20 protein-coding genes are annotated in these 19,970 nt (G+C 64.7%); 6 read left to right on the plus strand and 14 right to left on the minus strand.

Annotated elements, in window-relative coordinates; translation table 11 throughout:
* Positions 1–36 precede the first annotated feature (36 nt).
* From BM338_RS09435 to BM338_RS09450, 4 genes are all read right to left on the minus strand, one after another.
* Complete coding sequence (locus BM338_RS09435) at positions 37–1,104, minus strand: NAD(P)H-dependent flavin oxidoreductase (protein WP_090450631.1); 1,068 nt, start codon at positions 1,102–1,104, stop codon at positions 37–39.
* Positions 1,105–1,202: 98 nt separating this feature from the next.
* On the minus strand, positions 1,203–1,598 hold the full coding sequence (locus BM338_RS09440; RefSeq protein WP_143109278.1) for a hypothetical protein: 396 nt from the start codon (positions 1,596–1,598) through the stop codon (positions 1,203–1,205).
* Between the two features lie 431 nt (positions 1,599–2,029).
* A complete protein-coding gene (locus tag BM338_RS09445; RefSeq protein ID WP_090450633.1) occupies positions 2,030–2,683 on the minus strand; it encodes an NrsF family protein in 654 nt (217 codons plus the stop codon).
* A gap of 5 nt (positions 2,684–2,688) precedes the next feature.
* Positions 2,689–3,213, minus strand: coding sequence for an RNA polymerase sigma factor (locus BM338_RS09450; protein WP_090451230.1), 525 nt, complete (start codon positions 3,211–3,213; stop codon positions 2,689–2,691).
* A 323-nt stretch (positions 3,214–3,536) separates the two neighbouring features.
* Here BM338_RS09450 and BM338_RS09455 point away from each other — a divergent pair, with 323 nt between their 5' ends.
* Together BM338_RS09455 and msrB are read left to right on the plus strand one after the other, a co-directional pair.
* Complete coding sequence (locus tag BM338_RS09455) at positions 3,537–5,258, plus strand: cytochrome c biogenesis protein DipZ (RefSeq protein WP_090450634.1); 1,722 nt, start codon at positions 3,537–3,539, stop codon at positions 5,256–5,258.
* Positions 5,259–5,287: 29 nt separating this feature from the next.
* The gene (gene msrB / locus BM338_RS09460; protein WP_090450635.1) at positions 5,288–5,911 is read left to right on the plus strand and encodes a peptide-methionine (R)-S-oxide reductase MsrB; all 624 of its coding nucleotides are present in this window, start codon (positions 5,288–5,290) and stop codon (positions 5,909–5,911) included.
* A 91-nt stretch (positions 5,912–6,002) separates the two neighbouring features.
* Here the strand turns inward: msrB and nadD are convergent, their stop codons facing one another.
* From nadD to BM338_RS09500, 8 genes are all read right to left on the minus strand, one after another.
* Entirely contained in the window at positions 6,003–6,638 is a 636-nt protein-coding gene (gene nadD, locus BM338_RS09465; RefSeq protein ID WP_090450636.1) for a nicotinate-nucleotide adenylyltransferase, read from the minus strand.
* Positions 6,635–7,657 carry a DNA polymerase III subunit delta gene (gene holA / locus BM338_RS09470; protein ID WP_090450637.1) on the minus strand — a complete coding sequence of 341 codons (1,023 nt, stop codon included), beginning with the start codon at positions 7,655–7,657 and terminating at the stop codon, positions 6,635–6,637. The genes nadD and holA overlap by 4 nt, the downstream gene beginning before the upstream one ends.
* 3 nt (positions 7,658–7,660) lie before the next feature.
* Positions 7,661–8,203, minus strand: a complete 543-nt coding sequence (gene lptE / locus BM338_RS09475) for an LPS-assembly lipoprotein LptE (RefSeq protein WP_090450638.1) — start codon at positions 8,201–8,203, stop codon at positions 7,661–7,663.
* A 10-nt stretch (positions 8,204–8,213) separates the two neighbouring features.
* Positions 8,214–10,856, minus strand: a complete 2,643-nt coding sequence (gene leuS / locus BM338_RS09480; protein ID WP_090450639.1) for a leucine--tRNA ligase — start codon at positions 10,854–10,856, stop codon at positions 8,214–8,216.
* 88 nt (positions 10,857–10,944) lie between these two features.
* On the minus strand, positions 10,945–11,589 hold the full coding sequence (locus tag BM338_RS09485; RefSeq protein WP_090450640.1) for a PqiC family protein: 645 nt from the start codon (positions 11,587–11,589) through the stop codon (positions 10,945–10,947).
* Positions 11,586–13,256: a PqiB family protein gene (locus BM338_RS09490; RefSeq protein WP_090450641.1), complete on the minus strand. Its 1,671-nt coding sequence runs from the start codon at positions 13,254–13,256 to the stop codon at positions 11,586–11,588. The genes BM338_RS09485 and BM338_RS09490 overlap by 4 nt, the downstream gene beginning before the upstream one ends.
* Positions 13,249–13,872, minus strand: coding sequence for a paraquat-inducible protein A (locus BM338_RS09495; protein WP_090450642.1), 624 nt, complete (start codon positions 13,870–13,872; stop codon positions 13,249–13,251). Before BM338_RS09495 ends, BM338_RS09490 begins: the two co-directional genes overlap by 8 nt.
* Positions 13,869–14,552, minus strand: coding sequence for a paraquat-inducible protein A (locus BM338_RS09500; protein ID WP_255367242.1), 684 nt, complete (start codon positions 14,550–14,552; stop codon positions 13,869–13,871). The genes BM338_RS09495 and BM338_RS09500 overlap by 4 nt, the downstream gene beginning before the upstream one ends.
* Positions 14,553–14,695: 143 nt before the next feature.
* On the opposite strand from BM338_RS09500, the gene trxA reads away from it, so the two are divergent.
* Together trxA and BM338_RS09510 are read left to right on the plus strand one after the other, a co-directional pair.
* Entirely contained in the window at positions 14,696–15,559 is an 864-nt protein-coding gene (gene trxA, locus BM338_RS09505) for a thioredoxin (protein WP_090450644.1), read from the plus strand.
* Entirely contained in the window at positions 15,559–16,011 is a 453-nt protein-coding gene (locus tag BM338_RS09510) for a DUF4442 domain-containing protein (protein ID WP_090450645.1), read from the plus strand. Before trxA ends, BM338_RS09510 begins: the two co-directional genes overlap by 1 nt.
* 7 nt (positions 16,012–16,018) lie before the next feature.
* On the opposite strand, the gene BM338_RS09515 is transcribed toward BM338_RS09510, so the two are convergent.
* Together BM338_RS09515 and BM338_RS09520 are read right to left on the minus strand one after the other, a co-directional pair.
* Positions 16,019–16,675 carry a serine/threonine protein kinase gene (locus tag BM338_RS09515; protein ID WP_143109279.1) on the minus strand — a complete coding sequence of 219 codons (657 nt, stop codon included), beginning with the start codon at positions 16,673–16,675 and terminating at the stop codon, positions 16,019–16,021.
* Entirely contained in the window at positions 16,672–17,205 is a 534-nt protein-coding gene (locus BM338_RS09520; RefSeq protein WP_090450647.1) for an RNA polymerase sigma factor, read from the minus strand. The genes BM338_RS09515 and BM338_RS09520 overlap by 4 nt, the downstream gene beginning before the upstream one ends.
* A 145-nt stretch (positions 17,206–17,350) precedes the next feature.
* On the opposite strand from BM338_RS09520, the gene BM338_RS09525 reads away from it, so the two are divergent.
* Positions 17,351–18,028: a DUF502 domain-containing protein gene (locus tag BM338_RS09525; protein ID WP_090450648.1), complete on the plus strand. Its 678-nt coding sequence runs from the start codon at positions 17,351–17,353 to the stop codon at positions 18,026–18,028.
* Complete coding sequence (locus BM338_RS09530) at positions 18,025–19,809, plus strand: M14 family metallopeptidase (protein WP_090450649.1); 1,785 nt, start codon at positions 18,025–18,027, stop codon at positions 19,807–19,809. The genes BM338_RS09525 and BM338_RS09530 overlap by 4 nt, the downstream gene beginning before the upstream one ends.
* Positions 19,810–19,970: the final 161 nt, after the last annotated feature.

Here is a 19,970-nt window from a genome sequence, read left to right on the forward strand (position 1 = left end):
GCGGGCGCAGTATAACGCTCCAACCTGAAACCCGCGTCAAGCCAAGGCTTTACGGGCCTTGGCGTATTCCTCCATGAGCACCTTCACCAGTTCTCCCGCTGGCATGGCACGCACCATGCCGACACCCTGCCCGCACCACTCCGAAAGCAGGTCGCCACGACCTGCTGCGGCGGCGGCCCGGCGCAGCGGGGAGGTCAGGGCATTGGTCGCCGGGTAAGCCGGCAGGCTGGCTTCGTAAGGCTGCATAGCTTCCACATAGGTGTTCCGCAAGCCGCGCGCAGCGCGGCCGGAGAAGCTGCGGATGGTGGTCACCTGGTGCTCCGCCGCCTTGGGCAGGTCACGTTTCCAGGCCTCGGCGGCGCCGCATTCCGGGCAGGCCAGGAAGGCGGTGCCCAGTTGGCTGGCCGCGGCGCCCAGCACTTCCGCTGCCAGTATGCCGCGACCGTCCATGATGCCGCCGGCGGCGATCACCGGGATGTTCAGCGCGCGCACCGCCAGCGGCAGCAGGGCAAACAGGCCGATCAGGGCCCGCTCCGGCTCATGCAGGAAAGTGCCACGATGGCCACCCGCCTCCGCGCCTTGCAGGCTCACCGCGTCCGCGCCCAGTCCGGCCCAGGCGCGCGCTTCGTCCACGGTGGTGGCGGTGCCGATCACGATGATGCCGAGCTGCTTGAGCTGGCGCATCTGCGCCGGCGTCAGCAGATCGAAGGCGAAGCTGGCCACGGCGGGACGCGCCTCGCACAAAGCGGCGAACTGATCTGCGAACGATGGCGCCCAGCGTTCCGGTCGCACCGTCCGCATGGCCAGGCCCTCGCGCTCCATCAGATCATCGAGATGTTGGCGTGCCGAGGCGACAGCCGCTTCGTCGACATCAAATGTTTCCGGCAGCACAAACAAATTGATCGCAAAAGGCCGATCACTCAGCGCGCGTACCTGTGCGGCCTGCTCAAGGATGGCTTGCGGCTCCAGATAACCCGCGCCCATCGAACCGAGTCCGCCGGCATTCGATACAGCGGCAACCAGGGCGGGCGTGGTAGAGCCGGACATCGGCGCCTGGATCAGGGGATGCGCGATACCGAGACGCGCAATAAAGGGAGACGTCATGGTGTAGCTCCGCAGTTCATCCACGGCATTACACCACAGCAAAATAAAACGGCCCTCCCCGTCGCCGGGAAGGGCCGCTTCAAATCAGACCGCTAAGATCAGGTACCGCTGCTCGACGCTGCTGCCGGCGCGGCTTTCTTCGAGTGCTTCTTGTTGTGATGACCCTTGGTGTGTGCGGGCTTGGTGGAGGTATCTGACTTCATCGAGGTATCCGACTTCATGTCGTCGGACTTCATTGAGGTGTCGGATTTCATCGACGTATCCGACTTCATGCTGTCGGACGACTTCATGCTGTCAGAAGACTTCATGCTGTCAGTGGTCGACTTCATCGCATCTTTGCCAGCGCTCTGCGCGGACTTCATTGCGTCCTTGCTGGCGTCTTTCGTCGCCTGGGCCGCAGCGGCGCCGGCGTCCTGCGCTATCGCCTGGCTTGCCGCGAAGCCGGTGGCGAGCGCGATAGAGAGGGCGAGTACGGCGTAACGTGAAACTTTCATGGGTACGTTCTCCTTCATCGGTGAGGTGACCGTGCGGCGATAGCCGCACTTCCATGGAGCTGCCGACGCACCCCGTCCCGGGTTGCCTCAGCGATACCAGTCCCGGCGCAACACCGGTTCCGGTCACGCCACATCAAGCCCCTGCTTGCCCGATGTGCAACGGTTCGTCCCTGGGCCCGCGAAACCCTTCGGCTATAACGACATAGCCGATAGGTTTTAAGCGTATACCCGTGCTCAAGACAGGCAAGCGGCCTGCGTTGTTATCGTTCAGCATTAATATCGTCTCGCGCGCCGTTGCGCGGCACACATGCTGCAATGCCCACAAGACGGAATGAGATTCGGCGGCGCCTCCGCCGCTTCTTTCGTGCCGGATGCTGCGACGCGCCATCCGCGCGTCAGCGTGAAGCAAGCGGGAACTTATTTCGCGTTGGTCAACGCGGCTGTAGCAATCGGCCACCCATGGCGGCATTTGCGCCGATCACCAGAGCCACCGCCAGCACGTGCATCAGCAGATCCGTCACCGCCGCGTCGAAGGCATGGCAGATCTCCAGCAGACTGGCCGAAGCCGCCGCGCTGGCGAGACCAATCATCACCGCCGTCAACACCGGCCGCAGTGGGAAAGCCCGCCGCAGCAGCCATACCAGGCATGCCGACAACGGGATCGAGAAGCTGACGATGAACACCAGGCAGTCGTTGACTTCGTGGATACCCGCCACATGGGTCTCGGAAGGGATCCATGTGCGCAGACAGCCGACACCGCTGGCGCCAATCCATAGCAACGCTGGCGGCAGCGGCAGCCAGGCCCAGCGCTCGCTCCGCCCCGGCACGCCAAGGGAAAACGCGGCCCACGCAGCCGCAATCGCGGTCAGCACCGCACCGATACCGGCCCAGGCCAGATCCGGTGCGCTGGTCCAGCGTCGGAGCATGCCGGTAATGCCGTAGTGCATCAGCAACCCCGCGGCGATGACCGCCACCACCGACAGCCAGCCGAGCGCACGCAGCCACGGCGCAGGCAAACGGCGCACCGGCACCAGCTCGGCGCCGAGCGTGTCGATTAAAGCTTCGTGGCGACGCGGATCGGACATGGCGCCTACGGTTCTCCGTGAATGCGGTTGCGCAGCGCTTTCAGCGCGCGGTGCAGATTGACCTTGAGCGCGCCAGCATTGCGGCCGGTGTGCTGTGCCGCTTCGGCAAGCGAGCGCTCCTTCAGCGCCAGCTGCTCGACCGCTTCACGCTGTCCCGGTGGCAAGGTGGCAATGGCGTCGCGTAACTGCTGTGCCGATTGCTCGCGCTCGGTTTCGCGGGTGGCGTCGTCACGATCGGGATGGGTTTCCAACGCGTACTCGTCGTGCAGTTCGCGACGGTCGCGCCGGCCATGACTGCGCAGCGCGTCGATGGCGCGGCGCGCAGCAATGGCGGCCAGCCAGGCGTCGTAGGAACGCGAGGGATCGTAGGTATGGCGTACCCGATGCACGGTAAGCAGGGTCTCCTGCACCACATCGTCCACCGCGTCCGGCGCCACGCCCTGCCGGCGCGCCACCGCGCGGATCAGCCCCACCGAGTCGGCCAGCACGCGCTCGTAGGCCCGGCGATCGCCCGCCTGGGCAGCCGCCATCAACGCCGCACGGCGCTGATCGGCCTCTTCATTGGCACGAATGGTGGGTTCGGCGGACAAGATGGCTCGGAGCTGCAGGCCAAGGGAAAGGCCGTCATCTAGAACCATCATGCCGCCCGCGGTCAAGCTCAACGACATGGGCGCCTCGCGCGGGGAGGTTATGTCAAGCGTTTCGCTGGCGGCAGCACCGGGGTTACGCCAGTACCTGATAACCGGCCTGGCGCTATCGCGCCGAGTCCGAATTGCGCTGTACTGGTCCCGGGCAGGTAACTCCCGCCGTCGCCACGCCGAATAGCAGTCACATCTCCAAGGGCCTCCCTTCCATGATCGTGTTGATCCTCGCCTATCTCGGCGGCGTGCTGACCATCCTCAGCCCCTGCATCCTGCCGGTGCTGCCGTTTGTGTTCGCCCGCGCCGACCGCCCCTTCATGCGCAATGGCCTGCCGATGCTGCTGGGGATGGCACTGACGTTTGCGCTGGTGGCTACGCTGGCGGCGTTAGGTGGCGGCTGGGCGATACGCGCGAATCAGTATGGCCGCCTGATCGCCCTGGCGGTGCTGGCGGTGCTTGGACTCACGCTGTTGTCCAGCCATGTCGCGGAATGGGTCAGCCGTCCGTTTGTGGCTCTGGGCAATAAGTTGTCGCAGCGCTCGGACGCGGAAGGCGATTCGGTGTTTTCCGCTGCCGGCCTGGGCATCGCCACGGGTCTGCTATGGGCACCGTGCGCAGGCCCCATCCTAGGCCTGCTGCTCACCGGCGCGGCGCTCAATGGCGCTAGCGTGCAGACCACGCTGCTGCTGCTCACCTACGCCGCAGGCGCAGCGACTTCGCTGGCGCTGGCGCTGGTGGTCGGCGGCAAGGTCTTCTCCGTGATGAAGCGCTCGCTGGGCGCAGGCGAATGGGTGCGTCGCGCGCTGGGCGCGCTGGTGCTGTGCGGCGTCGCCGCGATCGCGCTGGGACTGGATACCGGCCTGCTCACACGTGTGTCGCTGGCCAGCACCGGTGGTATCGAGCAGCGCCTGATCAACGCGGTGAAGCCCGCTCCCGCACCGCAGCCGATGCTAAAGCAAGGCGACCCGCTGCCGGTGGAAGGCGAGATGCCTTCGCTCAGCGGCGCCACCGCATGGCTCAACAGCCCGCCGCTGACCGCGATGTCGCTGCGCGGCAAGGTGGTGCTGGTGGATTTCTGGACGTACTCCTGCATCAACTGCATCCGCGCCCTGCCCTATGTCCGCGCCTGGGCCGACAAGTACAAAGACCACGGTCTGGTCGTGCTCGGCGTACATGCGCCGGAGTTTGCCTTCGAGAAGGATCTGGGCAACGTGACCAAGGCGGTGAAGGATCTGGGTGTGACCTATCCCGTGGCACTGGATAACGACTACGCGATCTGGAAGGGCTTCCACAACGAATATTGGCCTGCGCATTACTTCATTGACCCCAAGGGCCAGATTCGCCATCACCACTTCGGCGAGGGCGAGTACGAGCAAAGCGAAGACGTGATCCGCCAGCTGCTCACGGAAGCCGGTCAGACCAACCTGCCGGGCGGTTACGTGAACCCGAACGCACAAGGCGCGGAAGCCGCCGGCTCGGGCGACTACAACCGCTCATCGGAAACCTATGTGGGTTATGCGCGCGCGCAGAATTTCGCCGGCGGCCAGATCGCCCACGATGACAGTTGGACCTATCGCGCACCATCCACACTGCTTCCCAACCAATGGACGCTGGACGGCCAGTGGAGCGTGCATGACGAAAGTGCACAGCTCGACCGCGCGGGCGGCCGCATCATCTACCGCTTCCGTGGCCGCGACCTGCATCTGGTGCTGGGCCCGGGCAGCGATGGCAAACCCGCGCGCTTCCGCGTGCGCATCGATGGCAAGGCGCCGGGTGCCGATCACGGCATGGACATCGATGCCGGCGGCAATGGCAGCGTGACCTCGCAGCGTTTGTATCAACTGGTACGTCAGGCCAATGGCTCCGGCGAGCGTCTGTTCGAGATCGAATTCCTCGACCCGGGTGTGCGCGCCTACGCCTTCACCTTTGGCTGAGCCAACGCCTTTTGTTGCGGAGAACCGCCATGACGACACGATCGATCAAAACCATCCAGAACGCACAACGCCGCGACTTCCTGCGCGTGGCCGCGCTCAGCGGCGCCGCCGTCGCCCTGGGCGGCCTGCTGTGGCCGCGGCGAGGTCCGGTGATGGCGGCGGTCAGTGCGCCTGCTGCCGCGGCGGCTTCGCGGGATCTGTTGCTCGAATGCTTTGCCGATGCGGATGGCCGTCATCTCGGCCCCTGTCATGTGCAGAAGCTGGTGCTCACGGACACCCAGTGGCGCCAGCGCCTCTCCGCGGAAGCGTTCGAAGTGATGCGCCGCGAAGGCACCGAGCGCGCTTTCAGCGGCCAGTACGGCAGCCTGCATGCGAAAGGCCTGTTCCGCTGCGTCGGTTGCGACACCGCGCTGTTCGATGCATCGACCAAGTTCGAATCCGGCACCGGTTGGCCCAGCTTCTGGCAGCCCATCGCCAAAGCCAACGTGATCGAAACCACCGACCGTAGCTTCGGCATGGAACGCATCGCCGTGAGTTGCGCAGGCTGCGATAGCCATCTGGGACATGTGTTCGATGACGGCCCGAAGCCGACCGGGCTGCGCTATTGCATGAACTCGGTGGCGCTGCGCTTTGTGGCGCGCTCGACCACCTGAAACCCCATGTAGGAGCCCACTCTGTGGGCGACCTTTGGCGCATCACTCTGTAGGTTTTTCGCGCACAGGGTGCGCTCCTACATTGAGCGGTTTAGCGCGTGCGATACGGTGCGAGCAAAGTCGGATCGTCGAACAGCCCGCAAGGCAGCAGGTAACGCGGATCGCGTCCCGCGGCAAGCAATTGGCGAATCCGCGTTGCGGAAATCTCCAGCGGCGTCACCGCCAGCTCGATCACTTTGCCTGCGGGCAGCGCGCGCAACACGCCGACATCATCGACACGCCTCGCGTCGATCTCGGCCCACAGCTGGTGTGGCAATTCCACTTCGACACCGGGTCGGCTGAGCACACCCAGGTGCGCCACCTCGAACAGCTCTCGCCAGCGATGCCAGCTCGGCAAACCGGCGAAGGCGTCCACACCCAAAAGCAGCACCAGCGGACGGTCGCCCTGCTCCGCGCGCAGCTCGCAGAGCGTGTCATAGGTATAGGAAGGTCCGTTCCGGCGCAGCTCGCGGGTGTCCACCGTCAACCGCGACTGCCGCTGCAGGGCAGCGTGCAGCATCGCCACGCGTTGCTCCGCATTGGCCATCGGCGCGGGACGATGCGGCGGCACGTTGGCCGGCATCAGGCGCACTTCGGCATCGAGCAGTTCGGCAGCTTCCCAGGCCACGCTGAGGTGGCCCAGATGCACCGGATCGAAGGTGCCCCCGAACAAAGCGAGTGGCTTCATGCGAGTGCGCTTGCTGCCCGCGGCTCGGCGATGGCGGCGATCAAACGCTCGGCCTCCAGCCAGGGCTCGCCTGCTTCACGCCCCTTGGCCATGCGATCGATACGCGCGGCACGCGCCAGGCATTGCAGCCAATGCTCGCGCGGTGCGCGGCGAAGCGCCTTGCGGAACAGTTGCTCACGCGCCGGCCACAGGCGCTCGGCGCGGGCCTGCGCGGCGAAGTCGCGCGCATTGGCCAGGCGCAACGCCAGCTGCAACTGATTCACCAACCAGCCCATCAAAGCGATCAACTCATCACCCTCCGAACGCAGGCCGGCAAGGATGTGCAAAGCACGGCCGCCGTCGCCGGCAAAGGCGGCGTCGGTAAGTTTGAAAGCGTCGTAGCGCGCGCTGTCGGCGACCAGGTTTTCCATTGCGGCAGCGTCGATGCGCGAAGCACTGCCGTCCTGCCCGCGCAATACCACAAGTTTGTCGATCTCTTGCGCAGCCGCCAGCAGGTTGCCTTCTACGCGCTCGGCCAGCAGCGCCGCGGCATCAGGCGTCGCGCTGAGTCCGCGCGAGGCCAGCCGCGCGCCGACCCAGGCTGCCCACTCATGCGGTTTGGGCGCGTTGAATACCACCAGCGCGCCGGCAGCGTCCAGGTTCTTGGTCCAGGCGCCTTCGTGCTTGTTGCTCCATTCGGTAGCGGTGATCAGCAGCGAGACATCCGGCGGCGGGTTGGCGCAAAACTCGTTGATGGCCTTGGCGCCCTCGGTGCCGGGACGGCCGGTAGGCAGACGCAGGTCCAGCAAGCGGCGCGTGGCGAACAGCGACATGCCGGCCGCAGCACGGGCCAGGTCGTTCCAGTCGAAATGGTTGCCGACATCGAGCACTTCACGCTCGGTATAACCGAGCTTGCGCGCTTGCGCACGCAACGCATCAGCGGCTTCCAGCACCAGCAATTCCTCGCCGGCCAGCAGATAGACCGGCAGCAGGTGGTCCGCCGTCAGCGCTTTCTGCCATTGGGCGGCATTGAGCGGCACGACTCAGTTCGCCGAGCTGGCGTGCGCCGGTTCCACAGTGCCGCCGTGTTTCTGCGCGGCCTGCAGGCGGAACAGGATCGCCTGCACCATGTCGTCGTTGAGGCTGCGCTGGATCTCTTCGACCTGCGCCGTGCTGCCGACGGTGTTGCTGGCGTCGTAGCTGAATTCGCGCGACATGTTGATGGTCTGCTGCGGCACCAGCGACTGGCCGCCGCCGTCGTTCACTGAGAACTGCACCTGGTAGTGCACCGCGTATTCGGTGACGCGTGCATAGCCGCTCACGGTCAGCGTGTCGGTGCTGAAGTTGGCCACCGGGATGTGCAACTCCGCGATACCCGCCCCCCCCGCATCCTCCACGGTGACACCGGAACCTTCCAGGGCGCGCGTCAGGTTGCGCGCCAGGTCACCGCCGCCGCCACTCAGATGCATACGTTGCATTGACGGCGGCAGGGCCGCGCTCTGGCGGAGATGAAATCCGCACGCTGTCAGCGCGAGGGCGGACACCAGCATCAGCGAAGCTTTGAACATACGGCTCGTGGAGCTCATAGAGAGGTTCTCATCCTGCGACGATGTTGACGATCTTGCCCGGCACTACGATCACCTTGCGCACAGTCTGACCTTCCAGGAAGGCCACCACATTCGGCTGCGCCAAGGCCAGCTTCTCGGCTTCTTCCTTCGAGGCGCTGGCGGCGACCTCGATGGTAGCGCGCAATTTGCCATTGACCTGAACCGCGAGGGTCAGCGAATCGCGCACCAGCGCGGCGCTGTCCACCTGCGGCCACGGCTGGTCTTCCACCACGGCTTCCGCATGGCCCAGCACCTGCCACAGGGTGTGACTGACATGGGGCACCACCGGGTTGAGCAGCAGCACCATCGCCTCCAGCGCCTCATGGCGCACGGCGCGCCCCTGGTCGCTGCTGTCGTTGAACTTGCCCAGGCCGTTGAGCAGCTCCATCAACGCCGCGATGGCGGTGTTGAACGAGTGGCGGCGACCGAAATCGTCGCTGACCTTCTGGATGGTTTCGTGCAACTGGCGGCGCATGGCCTTCTGGCTAGCGTCCAGTGCGGCGGGATCGACCACCGGATGATCCGGGCCGGCCGCATGCGTGGTCACTTCGCGCCAGAAGCGGCGCAGGAAGCGCGCCATGCCTTCCACACCCGCCTCGCTCCATTCCAGCGACTGCTCCGGTGGCGCGGCAAACATGGAGAACAAGCGCACTGTATCCGCGCCGAATTTCTCTACCATCGCCTGCGGATCGATGCCGTTGTTCTTGGACTTGGACATCTTCTCGGTGCCGCCGATCTGCACCGGCTTGCCGTCGCTCTTCAGCACGGCACCGATCACACGCGCCTTGTCGTCGCGCTGGATCTCGACGTCGGCCGGATTGATCCAGTCCTTCGAGCCGTTCGCATGGTCGCGATAAAAGGTCTCGGCGATCACCATGCCCTGGCACAGCAGGTTGGTAGCCGGCTCATCCGCTTTCACCAGGCCCGCGTCGCGCATGAGCTTGTGATAGAAGCGGAAGTACAGCAGATGCAAGATGGCGTGTTCGATACCGCCGATGTACTGATCCACCGGCAGCCAGTAGTTGGCGCGCCCGTCGACCTGATCGTTGGCGCCCGGGCTGGTGTAGCGCGCGTAATACCAGCTCGACTCCATGAAGGTGTCGAAGGTATCGGTTTCGCGCTCGGCTGGACCGCCGCACTGCGGGCAGATGGTCTTGCGCCATTCCGGATCGGCCTTGATCGGCGACTGCACGCCGGAGAACGCAACGTCCTCCGGCAGCACTACCGGCAGCTGGTCTTCCGGCACCGGCACCGCTTCGCACTTCGGGCAATAGATCACTGGGATCGGGCAGCCCCAGTAACGCTGGCGGCTCACGCCCCAGTCGCGCAGGCGCCAATTGACGCGGCGCAGGCCCTGGCCCCCGGCTTCCAACTTTCCAGCGAGGAAGTCGAAGGCTTCGCGGTAGTTCTTGCCGTCCAGCTCGCCGGAATGCACCACGCGCATGTCGGTACGGGTCTTGTCCGAGTACCAGTCCTGCCAGTTGGCCGAATCGTAGGTTTCGTCGCCCGCGGCGATCACCTGCTTGATCGGCAGGCTGTACTTGTGAGCGAACTCAAAATCGCGCTCGTCATGGCCCGGCACCGCCATCACCGCGCCAGTGCCATAGCCCATCAGCACGAAGTTGGCGACCCACACGGGCACCTTCTCACCGCTGACCGGATGGATGGCGAACAGGCCGGTATCCATGCCGCGCTTTTCCTGCGTCTCCAGCTCAGCTTCGGACACGCCACCGTGCTTCAGATCTTCGAGGAAAGCCGCGAGCTTCGCATTGTTCTTGGCCGCCTTCAGCGCCAACGGATGTTCGCCGGCGATGGAGACGAAGGTCACACCCATCAGCGTATCGGGACGCGTGGTGAACACCGTCAGCTGCTCGCTCTCGCCTTCCACTGCAAAGTGGATTTCCAGGCCTTCGCTGCGACCGATCCAGTTGCGCTGCATGGTCTTCACCGCATCCGGCCAGCCGGGCAGCGTGTCGAGACCGTCGAGCAATTCCTGCGCGTAGTCGGTGATCTTGAGGAACCACTGCGGAATCTCGCGCTTTTCCACCAACGCGCCAGAGCGCCAGCCGCGGCCATCGATCACCTGCTCGTTGGCCAGCACGGTGTGATCCACCGGATCCCAGTTCACCACCGCGTTCTTGCGGTAGGCCATGCCCTTCTTCATCAGCCGGGTGAACATCAACTGTTCCCAGCGGTAGTAGTCAGGGCGGCAGGTGGCGAACTCGCGCGACCAGTCGTAGGCGAAGCCCATGCGCTGCAGCTGCCCGCGCATGTGCTCGATGTTTTTGTAGGTCCACTTGGCCGGCGCGGTGTGGTTCTTGATTGCCGCGTTTTCGGCCGGCAGACCGAACGCGTCCCAGCCCATCGGCTGCAACACATTCTTGCCATTCATCCGCTGGTAGCGGCTAATCACGTCGCCGATGGTGTAGTTGCGCACGTGGCCCATGTGCAACGCACCGGACGGGTACGGCAGCATCGAAAGACAATAGAACTTCGGGCGGGAGGCATCCTCCTTCACCTCATAGGCGCGCTGGTCGCGCCAGTACTGCTGCGCAGTGGTTTCCACCGACTGCGGCTGGTAGGCCTGTTCGCTGGCCTGATCGTTCGTGCCCTGTTCTTGAATGTCCTGCATGTGTCCGGCGCCATCGCTTGATTCTGGCAGCCAGGCCGGCGTCCACCGGTGGCTGCGGGTGAACGCGGCAGACTAGCAGATCGGGACCTTACCCGGGCGGGCAAGTGGCTGTTTGCCCCGCCCCAAGCACCTGCGCCACTGAGGCGATTTGCGCCGCCAGCTGATCCACCGCGCGCTGATGGCCCTGCACCAGGGCGTCATAGCCCTGCCCCACGGTTTCCTGCACCCGGCTGGTACAGGACAACGCGGCACTGCCCTTGAGCGGACGCACGCTCCACGCCGCATCGATCAGCGCGTAGCCGCCCGGCACCGAATCGAAGCGACGCAGGTCCACCTTGATCCGCACGACCGGCTTGCCGCTGGCCGGCAAGCCGCTGACATCCTGGGTGTGCAGCTGACGCGCGAGATCGGCTGACAGCGCGCTGCGTACCTCATCGCCCAACGGCGCGATCCAGCGCTGCCCGTCCAGCACCGCCACGCCCTGCCCGCCCTGCCGCACCACCAACTGCGGCTGATCGACCTGCGCCGGCACGCTCACCGACAACAGCTCGAACTGGAACGATGCCGGCGGCGCGGTAATGGCCGCCTGAGTGGCGGTAGGCACATAGCCATCGGCCGGCGGCACCAGCGTGTAGTAACGCACCGGCACCGAGCCACCGCAGCCCGCCAGCGTCAGTGCGGCGGCCGCGGCCACGAGAGGCCATCCCTTGTAAATGACACCCTTGCGGATCATGGCTTGCTCCCTTGTTGCGTGGCGGCCGGCGGCGCGGGTTGCACCGGTGCCGGATCGGCCTTGCGGCCGCGCAGCAACGCGTCCGGATGGCTGCCCAGATAGTCGGTAAGTACGCGCAGCGAACGTGCCGAACGCTGCAATTCCTGCAGAGTGCCGCCCAGGTTCTGTTGCAGCGGCGAATCTGGAGAGAACGCGTTGTTGGCGGTACCCAGCGTCTGCTGCGCACCCTGCAGCGTGGTCTTGAACTCCGGCAGCACGTCGCCGTTGACCTTCTTGAGCGTGCGGTTCAACTCGCCAAGCGTCTGGTCGAGATTGCGGCCGATGCTGTCGAACGGGATCTTCTGCACCTTGTCCACGATCTCCGCCATCTGCTCCTGCAGCTTGTCGAAGCTGCCCGGCACGGTCGGAATCTCCATCGGCTTGGCGGCCGGGTCGAAGGCCACCTTCGGCGCCTTGGGATCGAAGTCCAGTGCGATATAGAGCTGGCCGGTGAGCAGATTTCCGCTGCGGGCTTGGGCGCGCAGGCCATGCTCGACCAGACTCCGCATCATCTGCGAGAGCTGCGCGTCGTCGCCGCGCGCCTTGGCCAGCGCCACCAGCTTGTCGTGCGCGCGACCGAGCCGCTGCGGATACACCACTGCGCCCACCAGCACCGGGAATTTCTGGGTCTTCTCGTCGAAGTCCAGGTTCACCGACACCACGCGGCCAAACGGAATGCCGAGGAACTCCACCGGCGCATCCACTTTGAGTCCACGCAGCGACTGATCGAAACGCATACGGATGTATTTCGGCTCGCCGTCCGGCGGGGCCATCGCGATGGTCTCGTCCTTGAACAGACGGAACTCGGCATTCTCAGCCGCGGGCGTCTCCTCATGCGGCCCCATTGGCTCCTGGAAGGCCACACCGCCGGCCAGCACGGTCGCCAGCGATTGCGTATTGAGTTTGATGCCATCCGCGCCCACCGAAACATCCACGCCGCTGGCGTTCCAGAAACGGCTGGTCTTGGAAACGAACTCATCGTTCGGACTGTCGACGAAGATCTGCAGCGACACAGCCTTGCCGTCTGGATCCAGTTGGTAGGTCACCACGCGGCCCACCTGGATGCGCCGGTAGTACACCGGCGAACCGATATCCAACGAGCCCAGATCATCGGTGTGCAGGGTGAAGGTTTTGCCCGGCGCGCCATGCGTTACTGCCGGCGGCGACTCCAACCCCTTGAACTCGTCTTCCGGCTCTTTCGACTCACCCACGTCGGCGCCGATAAAGGCACCGGACAACAAGGTATCGATACCTGATACACCACCAAGGCCGATGCGCGGGCGCACTATCCAGAAGCGCGTATCCGCCGTGGCGAAACCTTCCGCGCTCTTCTCCAGCGACACTTTGGCGGTGACGTGGCTGCGATCCTTGCTCAGGCGCACCGAAGTGACCCGGCCGATCACCACGTTCTTGTACTTCACCGGGGTCTTGCCCGGGTCCAGGCCTTCCGCGCTCTGGAAGCTGATGTTGATGGTGGGTCCCGCCTGCATCCAGGCGTTGATCACCAGCGACAGGCCGACCAGGGCGGCCAGTACCGGGATCAGCCAGACAAACGAAGCGTTGATGCGCGGACGGTGCACCACCGGCTCGGGCAAATCGGCGTTACCCGGTTTCAAGTCGTCAGTCATCGGAATCCCTGCCATCCCAGATCAGCCTGGGGTCAAAACTCATCGAAGCAAACATAGTGAGCACCACCGTGAGGCCGAAGAACACCACCCCTGGCAGCGGTTCCACCAGGCTCAGCAAACCAAACTGCACTAGCGCTGTAAGCAGCGCCACCACAAACACATCCAGCATCGACCAATAACCGATCACCTCCACCAGCCGATACAGCTTGGCACGCTGCCGCCGCGCCCAGCCGCTGCTGCGGTGCGAACTCCACAACAGCGTCCCCAGTGCGAGGAACTTGAGCATCGGCACCACGATGCTGGCGGTGAACACGATCACCGCCAGATCCGGCGAGCCTTTTACCCACAACTCCACCACGCCGCTGAGGATGGTGTTGTCGTCCACATCGCCCACGCTCACCGTGCGCATGATCGGCAGCAGGTTGGCTGGGATGTAGAGAATGAAGGCGGCGATCAGCAGCGCCCAGGTACGCGAATAGCTCGCCTTCTTGCGGCGATGCAGCGCCGAGTGACAGCGCGGGCAATGCGCACCTTCCACACCCGTGTCGCGGCACACCAGCCCGCACACGTGGCAGCCGAGTAGGCCCAGCTCACTGGCGCGCGGCAAGGCGCTCATGGCCTGCTCTCCGATACCGTGCTCTGCGATGACCTGCTCTCCGATGACGAGTCCTCCGGCACCATCTCCCACAGCCGGCGCAGATCGATACCGGCGAAAACGGTGATCAATAGCGTCAGCACCGCGTAGGCGAAGATGCCGGGATTGAGGATCACGTCGAAATACACATGCGCCTTCACGATGGCCACCATCGCGCCGAGCACGAACACTTCGCTCATCGTCCACGGCCCCACCCGATACAGCGCCACCATGGCTAGCCGGAACCCCGGCGCGCGCCGGCCGAGGCGCGCGTAGAACAGCACCCAGCCCAGCAGCAGCATCTTGCTCAACGGAAAGAAAAACAGCGTGCCCGCCGCCAACAGCGACACCACCTGCGAATGCTCGCGCCACATCATCACGATGGCACCCCACAGCGTGGTGCTGATCAGGGTGCCGTTGAAACCGAGGGTGACGATCGGCCACACATTGGCCTGGATGAACACCACCAGCGCAGTCAGCACCAGGGCCAGCATGCCGTTCACGCCTAGCCTGTGATAGCGCTCCAGCACCGCATCGCAGCGCTGGCAGCGGGCTACCTCGCCACAGCACAGCTCGCGCCGGCGATACACGGTGTCGCAGTGCTCGCAGATCAGCAGCGGCGCAGCGGCCATGCGGGGGGTGCCTGGGTCGTGGCTAGTCATCCGGTCGATTCTCGCAAATCTGTCGTCGCGGCGCTTTAAACGCTCTTAAAGAATGCTGCGCCGTCATCTGGCGATGCACCAGCCCTTGATATGCTTCGCCGAGCCCTGATCTGAAACCGATTCGTTAGCCCGGAGTTCCGCCTGTGACCGCCAGTGACGCCACCACCCACGTCTTCGACGTAGACCAGGACAATTTCGAAGCCGAGGTGCTGCAGGCCTCGCTGACCACCCCCATCCTGGTGGACTTCTGGGCAACCTGGTGCGGCCCCTGCAAAACACTCGGCCCGATGCTGGAAAAGCTCGCCACCGAGTTCAACGGCGGCTTCCGCCTGGCCAAGGTGGATGTGGACAAGAACCAGCAGCTGGCTGCCATGTTCGGCGTGCGCAGCATCCCCACCGTCATGCTGGTGAAGGACGGGCAGATCCTGGACGGCTTCGCCGGCGCATTGCCGGAAGGCCAGCTGCGCGAGTTCTTGCTGCGCCACGTACAGCCGGCCGAAGGCACCACTGCCGAAAGCGCGCCGGTGGTTCTCGAGACACCCGAGCAGGCGATCGACCGCATCCAGCAGTCCATCGCCGCCGAACCTGGTAACGCCGAGCTGAAACTCGACCTGGCCCTGGCCCTGATGCGTGCCGGCCAGGCCGACGCGGCCGAAACCGAACTCACCGCGCTGCCCGCCAACCTCGCTACCGACAGCCGCGCCGTGCGCCTGCGCAGCCAGCTTGACCTGGCCCGCGCACTCAACGGCGCGCCGTCGCTGCCCGAGCTGCAGCAGCGCGTGCAGGTCGACGCCGCCGACTGGCAGGCGCGCGACCTGCTCGGCGTGCGCCTGCTGCTGGCAGACGATGCCGCTGCCGGTCTGGAACAGTTCCTCGCCATCCTCGAACGTGCCCGCGACTGGAACGACGGCGCCGCCAAGAAGCGTCTGCTCGCCGCCTTCGCCACGCTGGACGACGCCGAGCTGGTCGGCCGCTATCGCCGGCGCATGGCTTCGTTGCTGTTCTGATGAGCCCTTCCACTTTCCGGCGGCTGATGAACCTGTGGCCGCCGTTCCTGTGCAACAGCATCCGCGTGCAATCGCTCAGCGACGACTGGAGCGAAGCCAGCGTGGTGCTGCGCCTGCGCCCGTGGAACCGCAACTACGTCAAGAGCCAGTTCGGCGGCAACCTGTTCGCCATGACCGATCCGCTGTGGATGCTGCTGGTGATGCATCAGCTGGGCAGCGAGTACTACGTGTGGGACAAGGCCGGCGCGATCGACTTCGTCGCGCCGGGCCGTGAAGACGTCTACGCGCACTTCAAGCTGGAGCCGTCAGTGGTCGATGAGCTGCGCACTGCTGCCGCGAATGGCGAAAAAGTGCTGCGCTGGTTCGAGACCGAGATCAAGACTGCCGGTGGCGAAGTCGTCGCCAAGGTGCGCAAGCAGATCTACGTGCGGCTGAAACCGAGGGCACGCTGACGCGCCTTCATTCCTGCTCGAAGCGCGCTATCTCGTTGATCGCCGCCTGCGCGCGGCGAATGCTCCCGCCCGTCGTGCTTTCATCTATCCGGCGCCCCAGTTGCGCGCGCTCGGGCCGGTGCGACCAGCGATAGAACCACCACGTTCCGAGCAAACCCACGACACCGACCGCCAGCTGGATCCAGATGGCCGAAGGCGCCCGGTCCATCACTACGCCGTGACTTAGCGCGACCAGCAAAGGCGCGGTCAGGAACCACCACGGCAAACCAACGACCCATGCACCGACAACAGAGTAGGTGCGCCGCAGGCGCCACAGCTGCCGTTGTATGACCAGGACCGGCGCGCCGTAGTCGATGCGCGCCACCTGCGCGAGCACAACCGCGCCCACCACGATCAGGCCGATGCAATAAAGATGCATCACCAAACCGGACATCCACACCGCCGGTTCATGCAGGTGCGCGATCCAGATCGGCGCAAACGCCATGGCGCCCAAGGCACCCACCAGTATCTGGATCACCTGCCCCCACACCAGCGGTCGCAGTCCGTGGCGCAGCCTGTCCAGCCGGCTGTCGCGGAACAGCTGCAGATTCAGCGCGTGCTGCTGCTCCAGCCGACGATCGAGCACCTGCCACGCCTGTTTGAAATCGTCGAGTTCCATGTTCATGCCCTCGCGGTGCGGTTCGGCGCGGCGGTCATCTGTCCGCGCAATTTTTGTTTGATGCGGTTGATCTTGGTGGCGACATTGGTTTCGCTGATGCCGAGAATGTCGGCGATCTCGACGTAACTGCGATCCTCCAGATACAACAGGATCAGTGCGCGGTTGAGCACGTCGAGCTCAGCAATGAAGGCGTACAGCGCCACTAGTCGCTCGTCCTGCTCGACCATCCCTTCATCGCCGCCGATCGTTTCCAGATGATGCTCGTCCAGCGATTCGATGCGCGTGCTGAGCGAACCTCGCTCGCGCCGCGCCTGCGAAATAGCCACGTTCAACGCGATGCGATACATCCAGGTGGAGAACTTTGCGCGTTGCTCGTCGTAACCGTTGAACGAACGCCACAGTTGCGTGCAGATCTCCTGGGCAAGGTCGCGCCGATCCTCTGCGTGGCGGGCATAGACACCCGCCACTTTGAAGACGATCTTCTGGTGCTCGCGAAGAAGCACCTCAAAGCGCTGCTGTAGCTGTCGGTTCGCCATTGCCGCCCGTATCCCCTCGTTCACCTCATGATTCGCGGCGCGCCGGAAAAAATCACAACTCGCGCGAAAGGGCCGAACGTCACGCCCTGCCTGCTGCCACCTCCCCCTACAATGCCGGTCTCCCCGCTACCGAATGGCCCGTCCCATGCGGCGACTGCGCATCAAACGCTACCTGATCACCGGCCTGCTGACCTTTATCCCACTGTGGGTGACCTGGCTGGTCTTCAAGTTCGTACTGGGCATGCTGGCCGGCATCGGCGCGCCGCTGGTCGGAGCCTTTGTCGGCGCTATCTCGCGGGCCTGGCCCGGCCTGGGCGAGTCGCTCAACCGCGGCTGGCTGCTCTTCATTCTGGCCCTGGTGCTGACCCTGGGCGCGCTCTATCTGCTGGGCTGGCTGGCCAACCGCGTGATCGGCCAGCGCCTGCTGGATGGTTTCGACGCCCTGCTCGCGCGCATTCCACTGGTGCAGACCATCTACGGCGGCACCAAGAAGCTGATGGCTGTGCTGCAGCAGAAACCGACGGGCGTGCAGCGCGTGGTGCTGGTCGACTTCCCGCGCAGGGGTATGAAAGTCGTCGGCTTCGTCACCCGCGTGATGACCGAAGAAGGTACCGGCCGTGAGATGGCGGCCGTCTATATCCCGACCACACCCAATCCCACCGGCGGCTATCTCGAAGTGGTGCCGCTGGACGAACTGACGCCCACCGACTGGACCATGGATCAGGCCATGGCCTTCATCATCTCCGGCGGCGCCGTGGCACCCGACACGCTGCCAGCCTCTGTCACCGCCCTGCCCCGCGACGACGCCAAGGATCACGCATGACCACGCGCCATCTTCTGTTTGCCTTGCTGGGAACCGTTGCCATGTCCACGCATGCCACCGACTGGACGACACCGGCCGAAGCCACGCACTTCCGCACCACGCCGAGCTACGCGGACACGCAGGCTTATCTACAGAAGTTGGCCGACGCCGCGCCGGGTAAGCTCAAACTGGAAACCTTCGGCACGTCGCCACAGGGCCGTCCGATGACGGTGGTGATCGCCAGCGGCGACGGCACCTTTACGCCAGAGGCTGCGCGCAAAGCCGGCAAGCCCATCGTGCTGCTACAGGCAGGCATCCATCCGGGCGAGATCGAGGGCAAGGACGCCGGCCTGATGCTGCTAAGCGACTACGCCGTCACCGGCAAACTGCCGCACCTGCTCGACAAGGTGGTGCTGGTCTTCATCCCGGTGTTCAGCGTGGACGGTCACGAGAACACCAGCCCCTATCACCGCATCAACCAGAATGGCCCGGACAGCATGGGCTTCCGCGGCCAGGCGCAGTACCTCAATCTCAACCGCGACTACGTCAAGGCCGACGCGCCGGAAGTCCGCGATTGGCTGAAGCTGTGGCAGCACTGGCTGCCTGACCTGTTCATGGACATCCACACCACCGACGGTGCGGATTATCAATACGACCTCACCTGGTACACCGAAGACCCGCACAAGCTTGATCCTGGTGTGAGTGCCTGGCAGCAGGCGCTGATGACCGATCGCGTGATGCCGGCCTACGAAAAGCGCGGTCATCTCGGCTCGATCTATCTGGAATTCAAAGACGGCCGCGACCCGCGCAAGGGACTCACCAACTTCGGCTCGGGTCCGCGTTTCTCCACCGGCTATGTCGCGCTACAGAATCGCCCCGCGCTACTGGTCGAAACGCACATGCTCAAGTCGTACGAGACCCGCGTGCGCGGCACCTACGACCTGGTCGAACTGATGCTGGAGAACATCGGCAATGACGCGGCGACCCTGATCGCCGTGAACCGCAAGGCCGATGAAACCGTGGCGGCACGCGCCGCCGATCCAAAAGCGCAGGTCGCGGTGACCTACAAGCCCGATCCCAAGTCCACTCCGTTCGAGTTCAAGAGTTTCGCTTTCAGCGTCACCCACAGCGATATCTCCAACAGCGACTGGATCCAGTACGACCCCAGCAAGCCGCAGAGCTACCCCATACAGAACTGGAACGGCCTGTTGCCCGATACCTCCATCACGCCGCCAGCCGCTTACGCGATCCCGGCGCAGTGGACACAGATCATCGAGAAGCTCGATATCCACGGCATTACGTACCGCCGCCTGCCGCATTCGCTGAAAATCAAGGCCGACGCCTACCAGTTGGACAATCCGCAATGGGCCAGCAAGCCCTTCGAAGGCCACCTGATGCTGCGCGACTTCGGCCAGACCAGCGTCACGCGCGAGATCGAACTGCCTGCCGGCTCGGTGATCGTGCCGATGAACCAGCGCAGCGCCAACGTCGTCATCAACCTGCTCGAACCGCAGGCACCGGATTCGCTGCTGCGCTGGGGCTATCTCAACGCGATCTTCGAGCCAAAGGAATACGGCGAACCGCGCGTGGTGGAAAAACTGGCGCGCGAGATGCTGGTGAAAGATCCGGCGCTGAAGACGGCGTTCGACAAAAAGCTGCATGACGACCCGGCCTTCGCCGCCAGCCCGGGCGCGCGGCTGCAGTTCTTCTTCGAGCATTCGCCGTGGTACAGCGCGCAGGCAGTCGGGGCCTACCCGGTACTGCGCCTGGATGCCGCCACCCTCCAGAAAACCGGCCGGTAACACCCCTGTAGGAGCGCACCCTGTGCGCGATCTCCTACGTGGTGAGGCCTGGTCGCGCACAGGGTGCGCTCCTACAGAGGTAGGGCGCGCCGCAGGCCTGTTGCGAAATGCTCCCCTGACCTTTGACACTGTGCCGACCATGACCAATGACCTAGCGTGAA

The organism is Dyella sp. OK004 (genome assembly GCF_900114495.1).
Classification (GTDB): domain Bacteria; phylum Pseudomonadota; class Gammaproteobacteria; order Xanthomonadales; family Rhodanobacteraceae; genus Dyella_D.